The following is a 16033-nucleotide window of genomic DNA, read 5'->3' on the forward strand; positions in this document are numbered from 1 at the left end:
GTTACTTGACCGCGCCTTCAAACTCGTTGGCCGTACCGGCTTCCTTGAGGTACTCAAGAGCCTTCTTGGCAGCATTGACGAGCGCGCCGAATGCTTCCGGCTCGTGGATCGCCATGTCGGAGAGAACCTTGCGGTCGACTTCGATGCCGGCCTTGTTCAGGCCGTCGATGAAGCGGCCATAGGTCAGGCCGAATTCGCGGACAGCGGCGTTGATGCGCTGGATCCAGAGCGCACGGAAGTTGCGCTTGTTGACCTTGCGGTCGCGGTAAGCGTACTGCTTCGAACGATCGACAGCAGCCTTGGCGGTGCGGATGGTGTTCTTGCGGCGGCCGTAAAAGCCCTTGGCGGCCTTCAGAACCTTCTTATGCTTGGCGTGGGCGGTGACGCCTCTTTTTACACGTGCCATATCATGATCTCCTTAAATCTAGCGTTCGCGGACGAGTTTCAGAGACCGTTCGGCAGGTAATTCTTGATAACCTTGCGGCCATCCGGTTCTGCGAGAACCATGGTGCCACGTGCATCGCGAATGAACTTGTTGGTACGCTTGATCATGCCATGGCGTTTGCCGGCAGCGGCAGCCTTGACCTTGCCGGTTGCGGTGATCTTGAACCGCTTCTTGGCAGAGGACTTCGTCTTCATCTTGGGCATTTTGCTACTCCTTCTGTCCTCCCTGCGCGCTTCATCAAAAAAGCCCTTCTCGCGAAGTCCGGTTCTCCGGCCGTCGCAACAAGGTGCGGGAGCGTTTGTTGTTGATCTGCGGCTTCGGCGACGAACCGTTCCGCAAGCATTCGAAACTGCCACGGCATGCCCTGCCGGTCAGTTCGGACGCGCGCTTATAACCGCAGCGTCCTGAAAGTGCAACGGGGCTGCGGAGGAATCTTCGCACGCTCGTAAGCACCAGTGTTAGAAAGCACAAAAGCCGCCCTTGCGGACGGCCTTGGGGCGAAAAAGTGCCTGGCGCTTACTTCGGCGCCAGCACCATCATCATCTGGCGGCCTTCGAGCTTGGGCTCGGCTTCGACCTTGGCGAACTCGGTCGTATCGGCCTTGACCTGCTGCAGCAGCTTCATGCCAAGCTCCTGGTGGGCCATTTCGCGGCCGCGGAACTTCAGCGTTACCTTGACCTTGTCGCCTTCGTCGAAGAAGCGACCCATCGCCTTCATCTTCACCTCATAATCATGGGTGTCGATATTGGGGCGCATCTTGATTTCTTTGACTTCGACGATCTTCTGTTTCTTGCGCGCCTCGGCAGCCTTCTTCTGGTTGGCATATTTCAGCTTGCCCAGATCGAGGATCTTGCACACAGGCGGTTCGACATTGGGGGAAATTTCGACGAGATCGAGGCCGGCTTCCTCAGCCATTCTCAAGGCCTGGTCGGTAGGCACGACGCCCATATTCTCGCCGTCAGCCCCGATCAGCTGAACTTTGGGAATGCGGATTTCACGGTTCGAGCGCGGTCCGTCCTTCACGGGCGCGTCGGTTTTAAAAGGTCTGCGAATGGTCGTATTCTCCTCGCGTTGTTTCGGAACGTTGCAGCCTCGCGCTCCCATATCGGGGTGCACAAACGTGTCGCGTCATCGCTGCAACGGAGTCAATATCATCCTTTAGCGGAAAAATCACCCGCTGTCAGCCTGCCAAGAATCTGTTTTATAGACCAAAATAACAGGAGTTTCGCCGATGTTCGATCAGATGCCCAATGCCCAGCCGCAGTTCCTGACGGTCGGCGAGGGCGAGGCGGCGCGTGAGATCGCCATGCTGGTGCGCCGGGCGCGGGCCGGCAACAGCGCCCCGGCGCTCGTCTGGCTGTCCGGCTACCGTTCCGACATGAGCGGCACCAAGGCGGTGGAACTCGACGGGCTGGCGGCCGAACTCGGGCTTGCGTGCATCCGCCTCGACTATTCCGGCCACGGACTTTCCGGCGGCAGCTTCAGCGACGGCACGATCTCACGCTGGCTTGAGGAGGCGCTGGCCGTCATCCGTCATGTCGCCCCGGAACGGGTAATCCTCGTCGGCTCCTCGATGGGCGGCTGGATCGCGCTCCGCCTGGCGCAGGAGCTTGCGCGGCAGGGCGGCCCGAAGTTCGAAGGTCCAAAACTCGAAGGCCCAAAACTCGAGGGGATGGTGCTGATTGCGCCCGCACCCGATTTCACCTCTGAGCTGATCGAGCCGAACCTCAAGGCCAAGGAGCGCAAATCGCTTGCCGAGCGCGGCTATTTCGAAGAACGGTCGCAATATAGTCCCGAGCCGAACATCTATACCAGGGCGCTGATCGAGGACGGCCGCCAAAACCGGGTGCTCGACGGCATCATCGAAACGGGCTGCCCGGTGCATATCCTCCAGGGTATGAAAGACGCCGACGTGCCGCATGCGCATGCGATGAAGCTCGTCGAACATCTTCCCGCCGACGACGTGGTGCTGACCTTCATCCGCGACGGCGACCACCGCCTTTCCCGCCCCAGCGATATCGCGCTTCTGCTCAGCGCCGTGAAAGGCATCATCCGTTCATCGACGAGCAGGCAGATGCCCGTTTAGACGGCACCGGCCAAGAAACTCCCCCGACGCAAGTGCCCAACCCGTTGCATTTTAACCATGTCGGCGAGTTGCAAGGTGCTCCCAAGAAGTAACGATTGACTCTTCTTGGCCCTCTCCATTAACACTTTGTTAATAAATAAGGGGCGATGCGAGGAAGAGCGGGCGTGCGGATGAAGGGTATTTTTGTGGCCATGATGGCCATGTTTGCGATGGCGACGGCCGCCATACCGGCCCCCAGCAGAAATGCTTCAATGGTCACGGGCAATGCCACATCCCAGCCGATCGGACACTATGATTTCTGTCAGATTCACCGCAGCGAATGCGGGGCAAACCGCAATTCCGGCCCGGTCGAGATGACCCCGGCAAAGTGGTCGCTGGTGCGTTCGGTCAACGCCACGGTCAACCGCACGATCACACCGATGACCGACAAGGAAATATACGGCAAGGATGAAGTCTGGGCCTATCCGACCACTGCCGGCGACTGCGAGGATTTCGCGCTGCTGAAGCGCCGCATGCTGATCCAGCGCGGCTTTTCGGCCGCCGATCTGCTGATGACCGTCGTGCGCAAGCCCGACGGTGAAGGCCATGCCGTGCTGACGCTGCGCACCGCCGAGGGCGACTTCGTGCTCGACAACCTCGCTTCCGACGTTAAGCCGTGGTTTGGGACGCCCTATTCCTTCGTCAAGCGCCAGTCGAGCTACAATTCCGGCCGCTGGGTCACCATCGAGAACGGCCGCGACGTTCTGGTCGGCGCACTGCGTTAAGAGTTTTGGGGGGCGTGGGAAAAGGCCGGCGAAAGCCGGCCTTTTGCTTTTTGGGTGGACGGTGTCTTTTTCTATGCCGGAGAACTGTGGTGTTTGCCGCTACCTGCCTTTCGCTACGCTCAAGGCGTTCGTCGCTTGCGCTCCTCACCCCTCATCTGCCCTGACGGGCATCATTCCTGCATCAAAGGTCTCAAGAGGATCGAGACGGTGCCGCGAGTCCCTTCTCCCCAGCGGGGAGAAGATGCCGGCAGGCAGATGAGGGGGAGCGGCAAAGCCGCGAATGCACGGAGCGCAAGCGAAGGGCAAGGATGCTGGCGGGCCCTCTCTCCAGCCCGGCGCGGGGCGCCTCACGATAAGGGCCGATTGTTGTGCCTGCGGCGGTGATATAAAATCGTCGTGGGGTTTGCGGCACTGTAAATGGGTTGCGTTTGCCGCACCGTCTCCCGGCCCTCCGAATGGCTCCGGGCGTTCGCTGCTGCAATCGATTCACGGATCGATTGCTCGGGCTGCGCCCGACCGCAGCTCACCCATTCCCAATCAGGATCCCCGCGCCGAGCACCAGGCCGCCACCGAGGACCACCTGGAAGGCGGCGCGCAGGAATGGCGTTTCCATGTAGCGGTTCTGGATGAAGGCGATGGCCCAGAGTTCGAAGAAGACAACGACGGCAGCGGTGATTGTCGCCGTCCAGAAATGCGGGATCAGATAGGGCAGTGCGTGGCCGAGACCGCCGAGCGCCGTCATGATGCCGCAGGCAAGGCCGCGCTTGACCGGCGAGCCTCTGCCGGAGATCTTGCCGTCGTCATGTGCGGCTTCGGTGAAGCCCATCGAAATGCCGGCGCCAACGGAAGCTGAAAGGCCGACGAGGAAGGTCTGCCAGGTATCCTGCGTGGCGAAGGCGGCGGCGAAAATCGGCGCCAGCGTCGAGACCGAGCCGTCCATCAGCCCGGCAAGGCCCGGCTGCACATAGGTCAGCACGAATTGCCGATGCACCGTCGCGTCCTCGTCATGCTTGACATCTTCAGGCGTGTGTTTGTCGCCCAGCATGCGGGCGATGTCCTCGTGCCCCTGCTCGGCAAGAGCGAGATCGCCGAGAAGCTCGCGCGTCGAGGCATCCGAGGTGCGTTTTGCCGCCTCGACGTAGAAACGATAAGCCTGCTCTTCCATCGCCTCGGTTTCGCGGCGCATCGCCTCCAGGGTAAGATTTGCCCTGAGCCAGTCTGGCTTGCGCTCGTAGAAGCCCTCTACATGCTCGCGCCGGATCAGCGGAATGCGCTCGCCGAAACGCTGGCGATGGATTTCGAACAGCGACTTGCGATGCGTGTCCTCGACCTCGGCCATATCTTCGAAGACTTTGGCCGAGGCCGGAAATTCGCCGCGTAGCCTGTCGGCATAGGCGAGATAGATGCGGGCATCGTCTTCCTCGGAGGCGATCGCGAGAGCGAGAATCTCCTGCTCGGACAGCGATTCGAACGATCGTTTCGAGGATCTGAAAAACCGCGCCAACATGACTTTCTCCAAATTTAGAATTATTCTAAATCTAAAGAAGGAGGGGATGAGGGTCAAGAGCGTGCGAAGGCCGGCTGACAGATTGCCGCAAGCGGGCACGAACGCCTTTGGCTCGCTGTCGTAAACACCTATATGAGTGCTGCCGCATCACGCGGCGCCGGGGTTTATGATGGACAATGAGATTCAAGGGCGCCCTGCCCATGTCGCGGCGATCCGCGAAAGGGCGGAGGCCGAGATGCTGGAAATGGGTGTCAACGAGGCCTTCATCGGCAGGCTGGTCGAGACTTTTTACGCCCGCGTGCTTGCTCATCCCGATCTCGGCCCGGTGTTCGACGCCCGGCTCTCCGGCCGCTGGCCGGCGCATATGGAGAAGATGAAAAGCTTCTGGTCGGCGGTCGCTTTCCGCAGCGGCGCCTATGGCGGCAAGCCGGTACAGGCGCATACCGGCGTCCAGAACCTGACGCCAGATCTCTTTCCGAAATGGCTGTCGCTGTTTGCCGCAACCCTCGACGATATCGCGCCAACACCGGAGGCAAAGGCCTGGTTCATGGCGACGGCCGAGCGGATCGCCAAAAGCCTGACGCTCTCGCTGTTCTACAATCCCGCCCTCGACGATCCCGCCAGAAAGATGGGCTGATCCCTTACTGCTTTGCGGAGAAGGTGGCGCCGGCGCTTGCTGCGACGACCAGCGCCGTTCCCGCCATCTGCAGAAGGGTCATGGGCTGTGTCAGAATGGCGAAGCCCGCAAGAGCCGCAATGGCCGGCTCGAGGCTCATGAGGATGCCGAACGAAGTTGTCGGCATGCGCCGCAGGGCAATCAGCTCCAGCGTGTAGGGCAGCAGCGGCACGAGAACGGCAAGGCCCGCCATTTCGATCAGGCCATAGCTATCGAGCGCCGGCACGGCGCCTGCGAAGCCGAAGGGCGTGGCGACGACAGCGGCGACCATCAGCGACATGGAAAGCCCTTCCAGCCCCTTGAAGCTTGCGCCGATCTTCTTGGTGAGCACGATGTAGATCGCCCAACCCGTTCCCGCGCCGCAGGCAAAGAGAATGCCCTGGATATTCCCAACCCAGCCTTCACCATCATGGGCAAGAGCCAGAACGCCGAGCGCGGCAATGAACGGCCAGACGAGGCGCCGGCTGAGGCCATAGCCGATGGTCGCGACCGAAAGCGGGCCGAGAAAATCGATCGCTACGGCAAGACCGAGCGGTATGCGCTCGATCGCCGCGAAAAAACTCATCGTCATCAGCGCCGTCGTCGTGCCGAGAACCAGAGCACTTGTCCATTGCTCTCTCGTATAGCTGAATATGCGCGGACGCACGGCGACGGCTAGAATGAGAGCGGCAAAGGCAAGGCGCAGCCAGCTGGCGCCGGCAGGTCCATAGGCGGCGATGGCGGAGGAGGAAAGTGCCGCGCCGAACTGGATCGAGGACATAGACATCAGGCACATCAGCGCGCCAGCTGCCAGGCCGCCGGATGCTGCGGGCGCTTTCATTGCCAGCACGCCGGAACCGTCACTCGTTCTGTCTTCCATGTGCATCTCCGCTTCAGCGCTGTTCATACGGAGGCGACTTGAAACCGGCAAATTCAAACTTCTGATGCAGGCAGCAAAAGACCTGATGCATCAAAGGCGGCCGGAGAGGATGACCTCTTCGGCATCTTCGAAGCTCATATCGAAGACCTTCTTGCCTATCTCGAAGCTGAAGCCATTGCGGGCAAAAGCGGAGAGCTCCTTCGCCTTTCGCTTGTCGTCGAGCTCGACCCGGCGGAAGGGGCCGAAGGCGCGCTTGCGAGCGAATATCGCTGCGGCATAAAGATCGTCCGCGTCCGCAAGTGCCGCCTCGACCCTGTCGCCGGAGACGCCCTTGGCTGTCAGCTTCTGGGCAATCGCGCGTTTCGATTTGCCGCCGCGAACGGCCGAGCGCGTGCTGATCTCGGCATAGGCGCTATCGTCGAGCACCTTGTTGTCATAGGCAAATTTGACGGCGAAATCGGCAACCGCCTTGAGCTGTGCGGCACTGATATCCTCGAACTTCTCCTTGGCCTTGCGGGTGATGGCGTCGAAGAGCTGCTTTTCCGTCATCATCCGCCGCTCAAGGCGATAGATGGCGGAGTTGCGCGCCCAGCTCAGCATGCGCGGTGTCGGGATATCGGATGGACCAGTCTCGTCGTTCATATCAAGCGATCAGGCTTCAAGACCCTTGAGAACATTGGCGACGTTGAGGCCGATTTCCGGCACGCCGTAGCCGCCCTCCATGCAGACGAGCACCGGCAGGCCGGCTGAAGCGATCAGCGCACCCATGCGGGTGAAATCGTCGGAGGTCAGGCTGAAGAAGGAGATCGGGTCGCGCTCGAAAGTATCGACCCCGAGCGCGACGACGATCGCCTCGGCGCCAAAGGCCCTGATGCGGGCGAGCGCGTCGGCAAGCGCCGAAGACCAGACATTCCAGGGCGTGCCCGGCGGCATCGGATAGTTGCGGTTGGCGCCGGTGCCCGCCCCCTCGCCCTCCTCGTCGGCATGGCCGAGGAAATAGGGAAAGGCCTGCATCGGATCGCCGTGCAGCGAGGCGGTGAAGACATCGCCTCTATGATAGAAGATATCCTGCGTGCCGTTGCCATGGTGGAAATCGACATCGAGCACGGCGACCTTTTTCGCGCCGCGATCGAGCAGCCGCCGCGCCGCCACAGCCGCATTGTTGATGAAGCAATAACCGCCGAAAAGATCGATGCCGGCATGATGGCCGGGCGGGCGGCAAAGCGCGAAGGCGAAACGATTGCCCTCACCCAGCCAGTCGGCGCCCGTCACCGCGCAGCGCATCGAGGCGATCGCCGCCTCGTAGGAACCCTTGGTGATCGAGGTGTCGGCGGCATTGGCGTAATGGCCGATCGCGCCGACGATATTGTCAGGCACTCGCTGGCTGGTGCGGCGCACCGGAAAGGAATTGGCAATCGCCTCGCCGGTGAAACCAGCTGCCACCCAGCGGTCCCAGACCGTGGCGAGAAAATCGAGATAGGCGGGATCATGCACCTTTTTGGCCGTTTCCAACCCTTGCGCCTCGGGCGCCACGACATCGGCAAAACCCGCCTCCTTGACCGCCGCCAGGATCCATTCGGCCCGGAACGGCGCCTCGAACGGCGTCACCAGCTGGCCGGCATAGAGTTCGGTTTTGGCATCGCGCAGCTTGTGGTCTTCGGAATAAATGACGCGCATTTCAGATCCTGCCGTTGATTGACGATCGAGATTTACACGGGGTTGCCGCGACAAAAAAGCGGCGAAGCGAGCTCTTGATCATCCAGAGCAATAGCGCCACCTTCGCTGTTTTGAGAACGAGGAAATTCTCCGCATGAAAGTGCTGATGGTCGATGTCGACGGTGTGCTCATTCATGGCCGGCCGGCTGACGGCCTGCCGCTCTTCACCTATCTTGAGCGCGATCTCGGGCTTCGCCTCGACCTGCTGCAGCGGGAATTCTTCCAGACGTGCTGGGCCGACATCATCGTTGGCCGTGAGCCGTTGGAGCCCAGCCTCGCCAAAGTACTGGAAAAGATCGCGCCGCATCTCAGCGCCGCGACGATGATCGATTACTGGTTCGAGAACGATTCCCGACTTGATCTCACTCTCCTGGAGGACCTCGCTGCTCTCCGGCAAAGCGGCGTCACGCTTTTTCTGGCGACAAATCAGGAGCACAGACGGGCGCGCCACCTGATGCAGCAGTTGGGTCTTAACGCTCATTTCGATGACATCCTCTATTCCGCAGCACTCGGACACCGCAAACCGTCACCGGATTTTTTCAGGCTGGCGACCGGGCGTGCCGGCGTCCAGCCCGGCGAGATCGGCTTCATCGACGATATTGAGGAAAATATCGAAGCGGCACGGCAGTTCGGCTGGAACGCGGCGCAATGGACAGCTGGGGCCAGGCTCCACGAGACGCTTTCCGCCTTCAGCCATCCGGAATGAGCCATCTGAGATGAGCCGGCCGGCGCATTCAGGCGAGCCGCTTGTAGAACAGCGTGGTGTCGCAGAAGCCGCCTTCCGGCCACAGCGCATAATCCGGGATGACGCCGACCCGCTGCCAGCCCAGGCGCGGATAGATCGCCTCGGCATCGCTGCCAGTCGCCGTGTCGAGCACCAGCAGGGTCTTGCCCCGCCGTGCCGCCTCGCGTTCGGCGGCCTCCATCAGCAACCGGGCGAGGCCGCGCCCGCGGGCGGAGCGATGCACCAGCAGCTTCTTCAGATCGCCGCGGTGCGGCTGATTCGGCATCTGCGCGGCCCCCACCTGCACCGTGCCGACGATCCGGCCTTCCAGTTTGGCGACCAGCAACAGATTGCCGCCGGTGGCGACGGCATCGGCGACATCGCGCCAATAGGGTTCGGCATCGTCTGGCCCATAGGGCTGCATGAAGCCGACGGAGGCGCCGCCGGCGACGCAATCTGCAAGCACTTGCGCAAGCCCCGGAATGGCGGCGCGCGCCTCCTCGGCGGAAAGGATGCAGATATCGGGCATGGTCTTCTCCTGAACTGAAGCTGTTAGCGGCCGCCGCGATCGAGCACGACGCAATAGCGTGCCGGCGTGTTGACGGGATTGTGGAAGACATGGCCTTCGCCGACCGGCATGAAGAGGCAATCGCCTGGGCGCAGCCGGTAGGCCACCTCGCCCGCCGTCATCTCCAACTCGCCGTCGAACAGCCAGATATGCTGGGTCATGCCATGGGAGGCCGCATGCGGGGAAAGCTGACGCGGGCGCCAGCGGGGAATTCGACTTCGACGATATCGACGTCGGAGGCGGTGCCGGGTGCCGAGACCGACCGCCTGAGATAACCGGTCTCCGGATCGCGCCAGATCTGCTGCTCCTGCCGGCGGGCAAGCGGCGAGGCCTGCTCCCCCTCCTCCGCGAAGAAGGCAGACAATGACAGGCCGAGAGCGGCGCAAATCCTCGCCAGCAGCGAGGCGGTGGGGCTCGCCTCCGCCCGCTCGATGCGCGAAATCATCGCCCGGCTGACGCCGGAAGCCGTGGCGAGATCGTCAAGGGTCAATCCTTTGTCCAGCCGCAGCTTGCGGATACGGATGCCGATTGCCTGTTCCAGTTGCTCTTCCATATCCGATCCCTGATTCTACTATAAGAGAAATAAATGATCTGATGATGGAATCAAGCCTCGCAGGGGGCAAACCAACCTTGCTTTCGCCACAGCCTCGCAGATATATGGCAGCGCAATTGAGATTGGAGATAGTGATGGACGCCAGCACGCAGAGCATGGTACTGACGGGAAGCTTCACGGCCGCCGCCTGGGACAGGATCGCGCCCGTCATGGCCGAGATCGAGGTGCTGCCGCTTATCACGCGTCTTTCGGACGGCACGCTGCCGCCTGAGGTTTTCCGGCACTACATTCTCCAGGATGCGCTTTACCTCAAGCACTATGCACGCTGCCTGGCGATCGTCGCGGCCAAGGCGCCCGACAATGCGCAGGTGCTGCGTTTTCTCGGTTCGGCGCAGAAGGCGATCACCGTCGAGCAGGGCCTGCATGCCGGCTTCCTCACCCAGTTCGGCATCACTTCTGAAGACGTGACAACGGCCGAACCGTCGCCTGCCTGTTTCGCCTATACGAATTTCCTGCTCGCCACGGCCTATCACAGCTCTTATGCAGTCGCACTTTCCGCCATCCTTCCCTGCTTCTGGATCTACTGGCATGTCGGCGAGGCGATCAAGAGCCGGCCGGCGATCGAGGGCAATGCATTCCAGGCCTGGATCAACACCTATGGCGATCCGCAATTTGCCGCCGGCGCCCGCGAAGTGATCGCGCTGACCGATATCGCCGCCCGCGCTGCATCGCCGGTGGAGCGCGCCGAAATGATGGATGTCTTCGTTCGCGCCTCGCAATATGAATGGATGTTCTGGGATTCGGCCTGGCGGCTGGAGACCTGGCCGGTCTGACACGCCGCCGACCGGCCCGCAAAATAGCGTAAACAGCGGGATAATTACCGCTTTGCGGCAGGGGGCGGCGCTGCTATATGGCGCGCATGAGCACCAATTCGACCACTCCGCTATCCCATATCCGCAACTTTTCGATCGTGGCCCACATCGACCACGGCAAATCGACGCTGGCCGACCGCCTGATCCAGACGACGGGCGGCCTTGCCGAGCGCGAAATGTCCGAGCAGGTGCTCGACAATATGGATATCGAGCGCGAGCGCGGCATCACCATCAAGGCCCAGACCGTGCGCCTGCATTACCAGGCAGACAATGGCGAGAAATACATTCTCAACCTGATCGACACGCCCGGTCACGTCGACTTCGCCTATGAAGTCTCGCGTTCGCTGTCGGCCTGCGAGGGCTCGCTGCTCGTCGTCGACGCCAGCCAGGGCGTGGAAGCGCAGACGCTCGCCAATGTCTATCAGGCGATCGACAACAACCACGAGATCGTCACCGTCCTCAACAAGATCGACCTGCCGGCCGCCGAACCCGACCGTATCAAGGAACAGATCGAGGAAGTGATCGGCATCGACGCTTCGGAGGCCGTGCTGATTTCGGCGAAAACCGGCCTCGGCATTCCCGATGTTCTTGAGGCGATCGTCCACAAGCTGCCGGCGCCGAAGAGCCCGGGCGGCGACAAGGCGCCGCTGAAGGCGCTGCTCGTCGACAGCTGGTACGACACCTATCTCGGCGTCATGGTTCTCGTGCGCATCATCGACGGCGTGCTGACCAAGGGTCAGACCATTCGCATGATGGGCACGGATGCGAAATATCAGGTGGAGCGCGTCGGCGTGCTGACGCCGAAGATGGTCACCGTCGACAGCCTCGGCCCCGGCGAGATCGGCTTCATCACCGCTTCGATCAAGGAAGTGGCCGATACCCGCGTCGGCGACACGATCACCGAGGACAAGCGGCCGACCGCACAGGCGCTGCCGGGCTTCAAGCCGGCGCAGCCGGTGGTGTTCTGCGGCCTGTTCCCGGTCGATGCCGCCGATTTCGAGGATCTGCGCGCCGCCATGGGCAAGCTTCGCCTCAACGACGCCTCCTTCTCCTTCGAGATGGAATCCTCGGCCGCTCTCGGTTTCGGCTTCCGCTGCGGCTTCCTCGGCCTGCTGCATCTCGAGATCATCCAGGAACGGCTGGAGCGCGAGTTCGACCTCGACCTGATCGCCACCGCCCCGTCGGTGGTCTACAAGATGTTCATGACCGACGGCTCCGAGCGCGAGCTGCACAATCCGGCCGACATGCCCGACGTCGTGAAGATCTCGGAAATCCACGAACCGTGGATCCGCGCGACGATCCTGACCCCGGACGATTATCTCGGCGGCATTCTGAAACTTTGCCAGGATCGTCGCGGCATCCAGATCGAGCTCACCTATGTCGGCACACGCGCGATGCTGACCTACGACCTGCCGCTCAACGAAGTCGTGTTCGATTTCTATGACCGGTTGAAGTCGATCTCCAAGGGCTATGCCTCCTTCGACTATACGCTGACCGATCACCGCGAGGGCAACCTCGTGAAGATGTCGATCCTCGTCAATGGCGAGCCGGTCGACGCGCTGTCAATGATGGTGCACCGCACCGCCGCCGAAAAGCGCGGCCGCGACATGTGCGAGAAGCTCAAGGAGCTGATCCCGAAGCACATGTTCAAGATCCCGATCCAGGCGGCGATCGGCGGCAACGTCATTGCCCGCGAGACGATCTCGGCGCTGCGCAAGGACGTGACGGCGAAATGTTACGGCGGCGACGCTACCCGCAAGCGCAAGCTGCTCGACAAGCAGAAGGCCGGCAAGAAGCGCATGCGCCAGTTCGGCAAGGTGGAGATTCCGCAGGAAGCCTTCATCGCAGCGCTGAAGATGGGCGACGAATAACGCTTCTCAATGGCACCTTATGCGCATATGATCTGCGCATAAGGAGATCGTTATGGCACAGCAGGCAAGGAAAGCGGCAAACCTCTCTCTCGATGAGGGACTCGTATCGCAGGCGCGTGAGCTGAAGATCAACATATCCCGGGCGGCGGAAGATGGGATCGCGAAGGCCATAAAGGCGGAACGCGAACGGCTATGGCGTATCGAGAACGCGGAGGCAATTGCCGCCTCCAATGCCTATGTCGAAAAGCACGGCCTGCCGTTTCATAAATATCGACAGTTCTGATGGCTCGGTTTCATGTCTACAATTTGATCCATACGAATGCGCTTGCGCTTGATCTGCAGTCAGACCTGCATGGCGACCTCACGACGCGGATCATGGCGCCAATGCTTCCGCTGGAAGCTCTTCCCAAAATCATGCGTCAGCTCAACCCGCAATTCGTGATCAACGGCGTGCCATACGTTATGGCGACCCAATTTATCGGTGCGATTTCCGTTAAAGAGATAGGCGTCGCAGCCGCCGATCTCACGGCCGACAGCGATCGTATCATCAGCGCCCTGGACTTCCTCTTCCAAGGCTTCTGAGATCAACCTCGCGCCATATACTCCTTGACCAACCCCTCATAGGCCGCCATCTCCGGCAGTGCCGTGTAGCTGTGCACCGCGCCGGTCTCGGCAAAGGCCAGTTTCTCGCTCGTCCATGTCTCGATGAAGGGGGTGAACCAGCTGGGGTCATCGAGCATGGTCACGCGCAGGTTGACGAACCAGTCCATGCCTTCCGGGCGGGTGAACATCCAGCTCATGCAATGCGGGCAGAAATAATGTTTCGTCGTGCCGTGCAAGCCACCTATGACAGGCTCGCCCTTCGCCACTTCGAAACCTTCGCTGGGGATGGCGGCACTCAGCGAATAGGCGCTTGCTGTCATCCTCTGGCAGCCCGTGCAATGGCAAGCCATGGTCAGCAGCGGCGGCGCGCTGATCTTCAACCGCACCCGGCCGCAGCGGCAGCCGCCTTCCATGGGTAGGTTCTGTGCTGTCATGATAGTTCTCCCCTTTCGCCACCTGATCTAGCGGAGCCGGCGCCATTGTCGAGGGAGACGCGGCAGCCCGAGTTTCAGACGGCGTTTATCCGACGCGCCGGATTGCCGACCACGGTTGCGCCCGTCGGCACGTCTTTGGTCACAACGGCGCCAGCGCCGACGATCGCACGATCGCCGATCATCACTCCCCCGAGGATGATGGCGCCACCGCCGATCCAGACATCGCTGCCGATCGCAACCGGCCGGGCGATCTCGATACCGGCGCTGCGAAAGGCGGCATCCTTGTGATGTTCGGCGCAATAGATCTGCACGCCGGGGCCGAACATCGTGCGGTCGCCGACCGCCACGCGGCCGGAATCGAGGATAGTACAGCCGGCATTGAAATAGACGCGCTTGCCAAGGGTAATATTGATGCCGTAGGAGCAGTGAAACGGCGCTTCGATGAAGATATCGGGCGCCGCCCCAGCGAATAGCGCTCTGAGCGCCGGGGCGACAGCCCCGCGCTTATCCGGCGGCAGCGTGTTATGGGCGTGAACGGCACGGCGCGCCTGCTGGCGTAGGCCATCGAGTTCGTCGTCGAGGCAGCAATACCACTCACCCGCCGCCATCTTTTCATATTCGCTCGCCGGCATCGAGTCGCCTCTCAAACCGAGGCCTCGGACAATATTCCGATCTCTGCCGGTTCGATCAGGCTGACCCAGGCACGCGCGATGGCAAGGCCCGCGGCATCGGCGGCACCGCCATGTCTTGCCGCCAGTTCGGCATGGTTCTCTAGCCAGCCGGGAGCGATGCGCTCGATCGTATCGGGGAATTCCGCCTTCCATTGCTCAACGACTGCTCGGCCGGCCTCGAAATGGAACTGGGTGCCGTAGACGGCGCGACCGATGCGGAAGGCCTGGTTATCGGCGACCAGGCTCGTCGCCAGACGCACCGCACTTTCGGGAAGGGAAAACGTGTCGGCATGCCATTCGAAGATGGTGAATTCGCTGCCAAGCGCCGACAGTAGCGGATCGACCCGGCCCTCGGCGGTGACGCCGATCTTGTGCCAGCCGAATTCGCGGGCGGTGCCGAGATGATTGTCGGCGCCATAGGCGCGGGCGAGGATCTGGCTGCCGAGGCAGATGCCGAGCACGGCCTTGCCGGCATCACCGAAGGCACGCGAAAGCCGCACGAGCTCCGGCAGGTAAGGATGCGTCTCATCATCCAGCGCGCTCTGCTCGCCGCCGAGAACGACCAGCGCGTCATGGCCGACTATATCCCGCGGCAGGATGCCGTCCTGCCACACGCGGAACCACTCGATATGAGCTCCCGCCTCGTCGAGTGCCGTGGCAAGCGCGCCAAGACCGGTATTGCGCATATTTTCGACGACTGCGACTCGCATGGGCTCTCCCCGGTGTGACCGACGACGGAAGAGACCATGCCGGCGAACGACGCGCAAGATGCTTGCGCGCCATTGCGTGAGCACGCCGCAAGGGCTTAAATCCACGCGAATGAAAGGAAACACCATGACCGAAAAAGCCCGCGTCTCGATCCTCTACTGCACCCAGTGCAACTGGCTGCTGCGCGCCGCCTGGATGGCGCAGGAGCTGCTGCACACCTTTTCCGACAGCCTTGGCGAGGTGGCGCTGATCCCCGGCACCGGCGGCAATTTCGAGATCCGCGTCAATGGCGATTTGATCTGGGAGCGCAAGCGCGACAACGGCTTTCCCGGGCCGAAGGAGCTGAAGCAGCGGGTCCGCGACATTATCGAGCCCGGCCGCGATCTCGGCCATGTCGACCGCGCCTCGCTGGAAAGCTGACCGCAGCAGCCTCAGCGATAGGGCGAGCGGCAGACCCTGTAGACGCCTTCATAGGTGAGAAAATGATCCGTCCTCGGATTGTAGGAGCGGTATTCATTGGTGCACCAGGCGATATGCTTGTTCGGAGCGTTCGGCTGCACCCGGCGCACCGGCGGCGGGTCATAGGTCAGCTGCGGCCGCCCGGCAGCACCCGGCTGATAATAGGTCGGCCCCGTCGCGCCACGCGGCCGGTAATTCGGCTGGATATAAGCGGGGCGATGCCATTGCTGCGGCCCGAAACCGAAACAGCCGCGAAAATCGCACAGCGTCGATCCGGTGTTGAGCGGCCCGACCCCCGGCTTGCCCAGCTTCAGCGAATCAGCGCCGGCCACGGCTGGCGCGAAAACAGCAAGAAGACCGGCGAACAGAAGCGTGCGGGCAACGGGCATGAGGCATTCCTTTCGATATTTTCTCTATATAGGGCGTACCAAGAGAAGCGCTATGCCTGCCCTCCGGCCACTCCCTCGCATGTGATCAATTGTTTTTCGCCAACTGTCAGAAAAACTTCAAAAACCCG

General features: G+C 61.7%; 21 protein-coding genes and 1 pseudogene. 9 read left to right on the forward strand and 13 right to left on the reverse strand.

Features of this window, described 5'->3' with window-relative positions; genetic code table 11:
* Window position 1 precedes the first annotated feature (1 nt).
* The 3 genes from rplT to infC form a co-directional block, all read right to left on the reverse strand.
* Entirely contained in the window at window positions 2-406 is a 405-nt protein-coding gene (rplT, locus tag MF410_RS17875) for a 50S ribosomal protein L20 (RefSeq protein ID WP_003589162.1), read from the reverse strand.
* 38 nt (window positions 407-444) lie between these two features.
* Window positions 445-648: a 50S ribosomal protein L35 gene (gene rpmI, locus MF410_RS17880; RefSeq protein WP_003570998.1), complete on the reverse strand. Its 204-nt coding sequence runs from the start codon at window positions 646-648 to the stop codon at window positions 445-447.
* A 313-nt stretch (window positions 649-961) separates the two neighbouring features.
* The gene (gene infC, locus MF410_RS17885; RefSeq protein ID WP_012559640.1) at window positions 962-1498 is read right to left on the reverse strand and encodes a translation initiation factor IF-3; all 537 of its coding nucleotides are present in this window, start codon (window positions 1496-1498) and stop codon (window positions 962-964) included.
* 178 nt (window positions 1499-1676) lie between these two features.
* Here infC and MF410_RS17890 point away from each other — a divergent pair, with 178 nt between their 5' ends.
* Complete coding sequence (locus tag MF410_RS17890) at window positions 1677-2531, forward strand: alpha/beta hydrolase (RefSeq protein WP_097624549.1); 855 nt, start codon at window positions 1677-1679, stop codon at window positions 2529-2531.
* Window positions 2532-2695: 164 nt separating this feature from the next.
* Window positions 2696-3295, forward strand: coding sequence for a transglutaminase-like cysteine peptidase (locus tag MF410_RS17895; protein ID WP_003589165.1), 600 nt, complete (start codon window positions 2696-2698; stop codon window positions 3293-3295).
* 523 nt (window positions 3296-3818) lie between these two features.
* Here the strand turns inward: MF410_RS17895 and mbfA are convergent.
* Window positions 3819-4802: an iron exporter MbfA gene (gene mbfA / locus MF410_RS17900; RefSeq protein ID WP_097624548.1), complete on the reverse strand. Its 984-nt coding sequence runs from the start codon at window positions 4800-4802 to the stop codon at window positions 3819-3821.
* 169 nt (window positions 4803-4971) lie between these two features.
* Between mbfA and MF410_RS17905 the strand changes: the two genes are divergently transcribed.
* A complete protein-coding gene (locus MF410_RS17905) occupies window positions 4972-5439 on the forward strand; it encodes a truncated hemoglobin (RefSeq protein ID WP_097624835.1) in 468 nt (155 codons plus the stop codon).
* A 4-nt stretch (window positions 5440-5443) separates the two neighbouring features.
* Here MF410_RS17905 and MF410_RS17910 read toward each other — a convergent pair whose 3' ends face one another.
* From MF410_RS17910 to MF410_RS17920, 3 genes are all read right to left on the reverse strand, one after another.
* Window positions 5444-6337 (reverse strand): EamA family transporter, encoded by an 894-nt coding sequence (locus MF410_RS17910; RefSeq protein WP_131710692.1) that lies wholly within the window; start codon window positions 6335-6337, stop codon window positions 5444-5446.
* Between the two features lie 90 nt (window positions 6338-6427).
* Window positions 6428-6979 carry a recombination regulator RecX gene (recX, locus tag MF410_RS17915; protein WP_097624546.1) on the reverse strand — a complete coding sequence of 184 codons (552 nt, stop codon included), beginning with the start codon at window positions 6977-6979 and terminating at the stop codon, window positions 6428-6430.
* 9 nt (window positions 6980-6988) lie between these two features.
* Window positions 6989-8014: a histone deacetylase family protein gene (locus tag MF410_RS17920; RefSeq protein WP_097624545.1), complete on the reverse strand. Its 1026-nt coding sequence runs from the start codon at window positions 8012-8014 to the stop codon at window positions 6989-6991.
* 133 nt (window positions 8015-8147) lie between these two features.
* On the opposite strand from MF410_RS17920, the gene MF410_RS17925 reads away from it, so the two are divergent.
* On the forward strand, window positions 8148-8759 hold the full coding sequence (locus MF410_RS17925) for an HAD-IA family hydrolase (RefSeq protein ID WP_097624544.1): 612 nt from the start codon (window positions 8148-8150) through the stop codon (window positions 8757-8759).
* A 28-nt stretch (window positions 8760-8787) separates the two neighbouring features.
* Here the strand turns inward: MF410_RS17925 and MF410_RS17930 are convergent, their stop codons facing one another.
* Together MF410_RS17930 and MF410_RS17935 are read right to left on the reverse strand one after the other, a co-directional pair.
* Window positions 8788-9306, reverse strand: a complete 519-nt coding sequence (locus MF410_RS17930) for a GNAT family N-acetyltransferase (RefSeq protein ID WP_097624543.1) — start codon at window positions 9304-9306, stop codon at window positions 8788-8790.
* Window positions 9307-9329: 23 nt separating this feature from the next.
* Window positions 9330-9898: pseudogene (locus MF410_RS17935) on the reverse strand (XRE family transcriptional regulator).
* Between the two features lie 134 nt (window positions 9899-10032).
* On the opposite strand from MF410_RS17935, the gene tenA reads away from it, so the two are divergent.
* The 4 genes from tenA to MF410_RS17955 all read left to right on the forward strand — a co-directional run bounded on the left by tenA (window position 10033) and on the right by MF410_RS17955 (window position 13223).
* Entirely contained in the window at window positions 10033-10731 is a 699-nt protein-coding gene (gene tenA, locus MF410_RS17940) for a thiaminase II (protein ID WP_097624541.1), read from the forward strand.
* A 77-nt stretch (window positions 10732-10808) separates the two neighbouring features.
* A complete protein-coding gene (lepA, locus tag MF410_RS17945) occupies window positions 10809-12641 on the forward strand; it encodes a translation elongation factor 4 (protein ID WP_097624540.1) in 1833 nt (610 codons plus the stop codon).
* A 52-nt stretch (window positions 12642-12693) separates the two neighbouring features.
* Window positions 12694-12924: a type II toxin-antitoxin system CcdA family antitoxin gene (locus MF410_RS17950; RefSeq protein WP_097624539.1), complete on the forward strand. Its 231-nt coding sequence runs from the start codon at window positions 12694-12696 to the stop codon at window positions 12922-12924.
* Complete coding sequence (locus MF410_RS17955) at window positions 12924-13223, forward strand: CcdB family protein (protein WP_097624538.1); 300 nt, start codon at window positions 12924-12926, stop codon at window positions 13221-13223. Before MF410_RS17950 ends, MF410_RS17955 begins: the two co-directional genes overlap by 1 nt.
* 2 nt (window positions 13224-13225) lie before the next feature.
* On the opposite strand, the gene MF410_RS17960 is transcribed toward MF410_RS17955, so the two are convergent.
* The 3 genes from MF410_RS17960 to MF410_RS17970 all read right to left on the reverse strand — a co-directional run bounded on the left by MF410_RS17960 (window position 13226) and on the right by MF410_RS17970 (window position 15059).
* On the reverse strand, window positions 13226-13678 hold the full coding sequence (locus MF410_RS17960) for a GFA family protein (RefSeq protein ID WP_097624537.1): 453 nt from the start codon (window positions 13676-13678) through the stop codon (window positions 13226-13228).
* 74 nt (window positions 13679-13752) lie between these two features.
* Window positions 13753-14310: a sugar O-acetyltransferase gene (locus MF410_RS17965; protein ID WP_131710693.1), complete on the reverse strand. Its 558-nt coding sequence runs from the start codon at window positions 14308-14310 to the stop codon at window positions 13753-13755.
* Between the two features lie 11 nt (window positions 14311-14321).
* Window positions 14322-15059 (reverse strand): type 1 glutamine amidotransferase, encoded by a 738-nt coding sequence (locus MF410_RS17970; RefSeq protein ID WP_097624535.1) that lies wholly within the window; start codon window positions 15057-15059, stop codon window positions 14322-14324.
* A gap of 124 nt (window positions 15060-15183) precedes the next feature.
* On the opposite strand from MF410_RS17970, the gene MF410_RS17975 reads away from it, so the two are divergent.
* Window positions 15184-15477 (forward strand): SelT/SelW/SelH family protein, encoded by a 294-nt coding sequence (locus tag MF410_RS17975; protein WP_097624534.1) that lies wholly within the window; start codon window positions 15184-15186, stop codon window positions 15475-15477.
* Between the two features lie 11 nt (window positions 15478-15488).
* Here MF410_RS17975 and MF410_RS17980 read toward each other — a convergent pair whose 3' ends face one another.
* A complete protein-coding gene (locus tag MF410_RS17980; RefSeq protein ID WP_097624533.1) occupies window positions 15489-15905 on the reverse strand; it encodes a BA14K family protein in 417 nt (138 codons plus the stop codon).
* Window positions 15906-16033: the final 128 nt, after the last annotated feature.

This window comes from Rhizobium sp. C104 (assembly GCF_022354505.1).
GTDB lineage: Bacteria > Pseudomonadota > Alphaproteobacteria > Rhizobiales > Rhizobiaceae > Rhizobium > Rhizobium redzepovicii.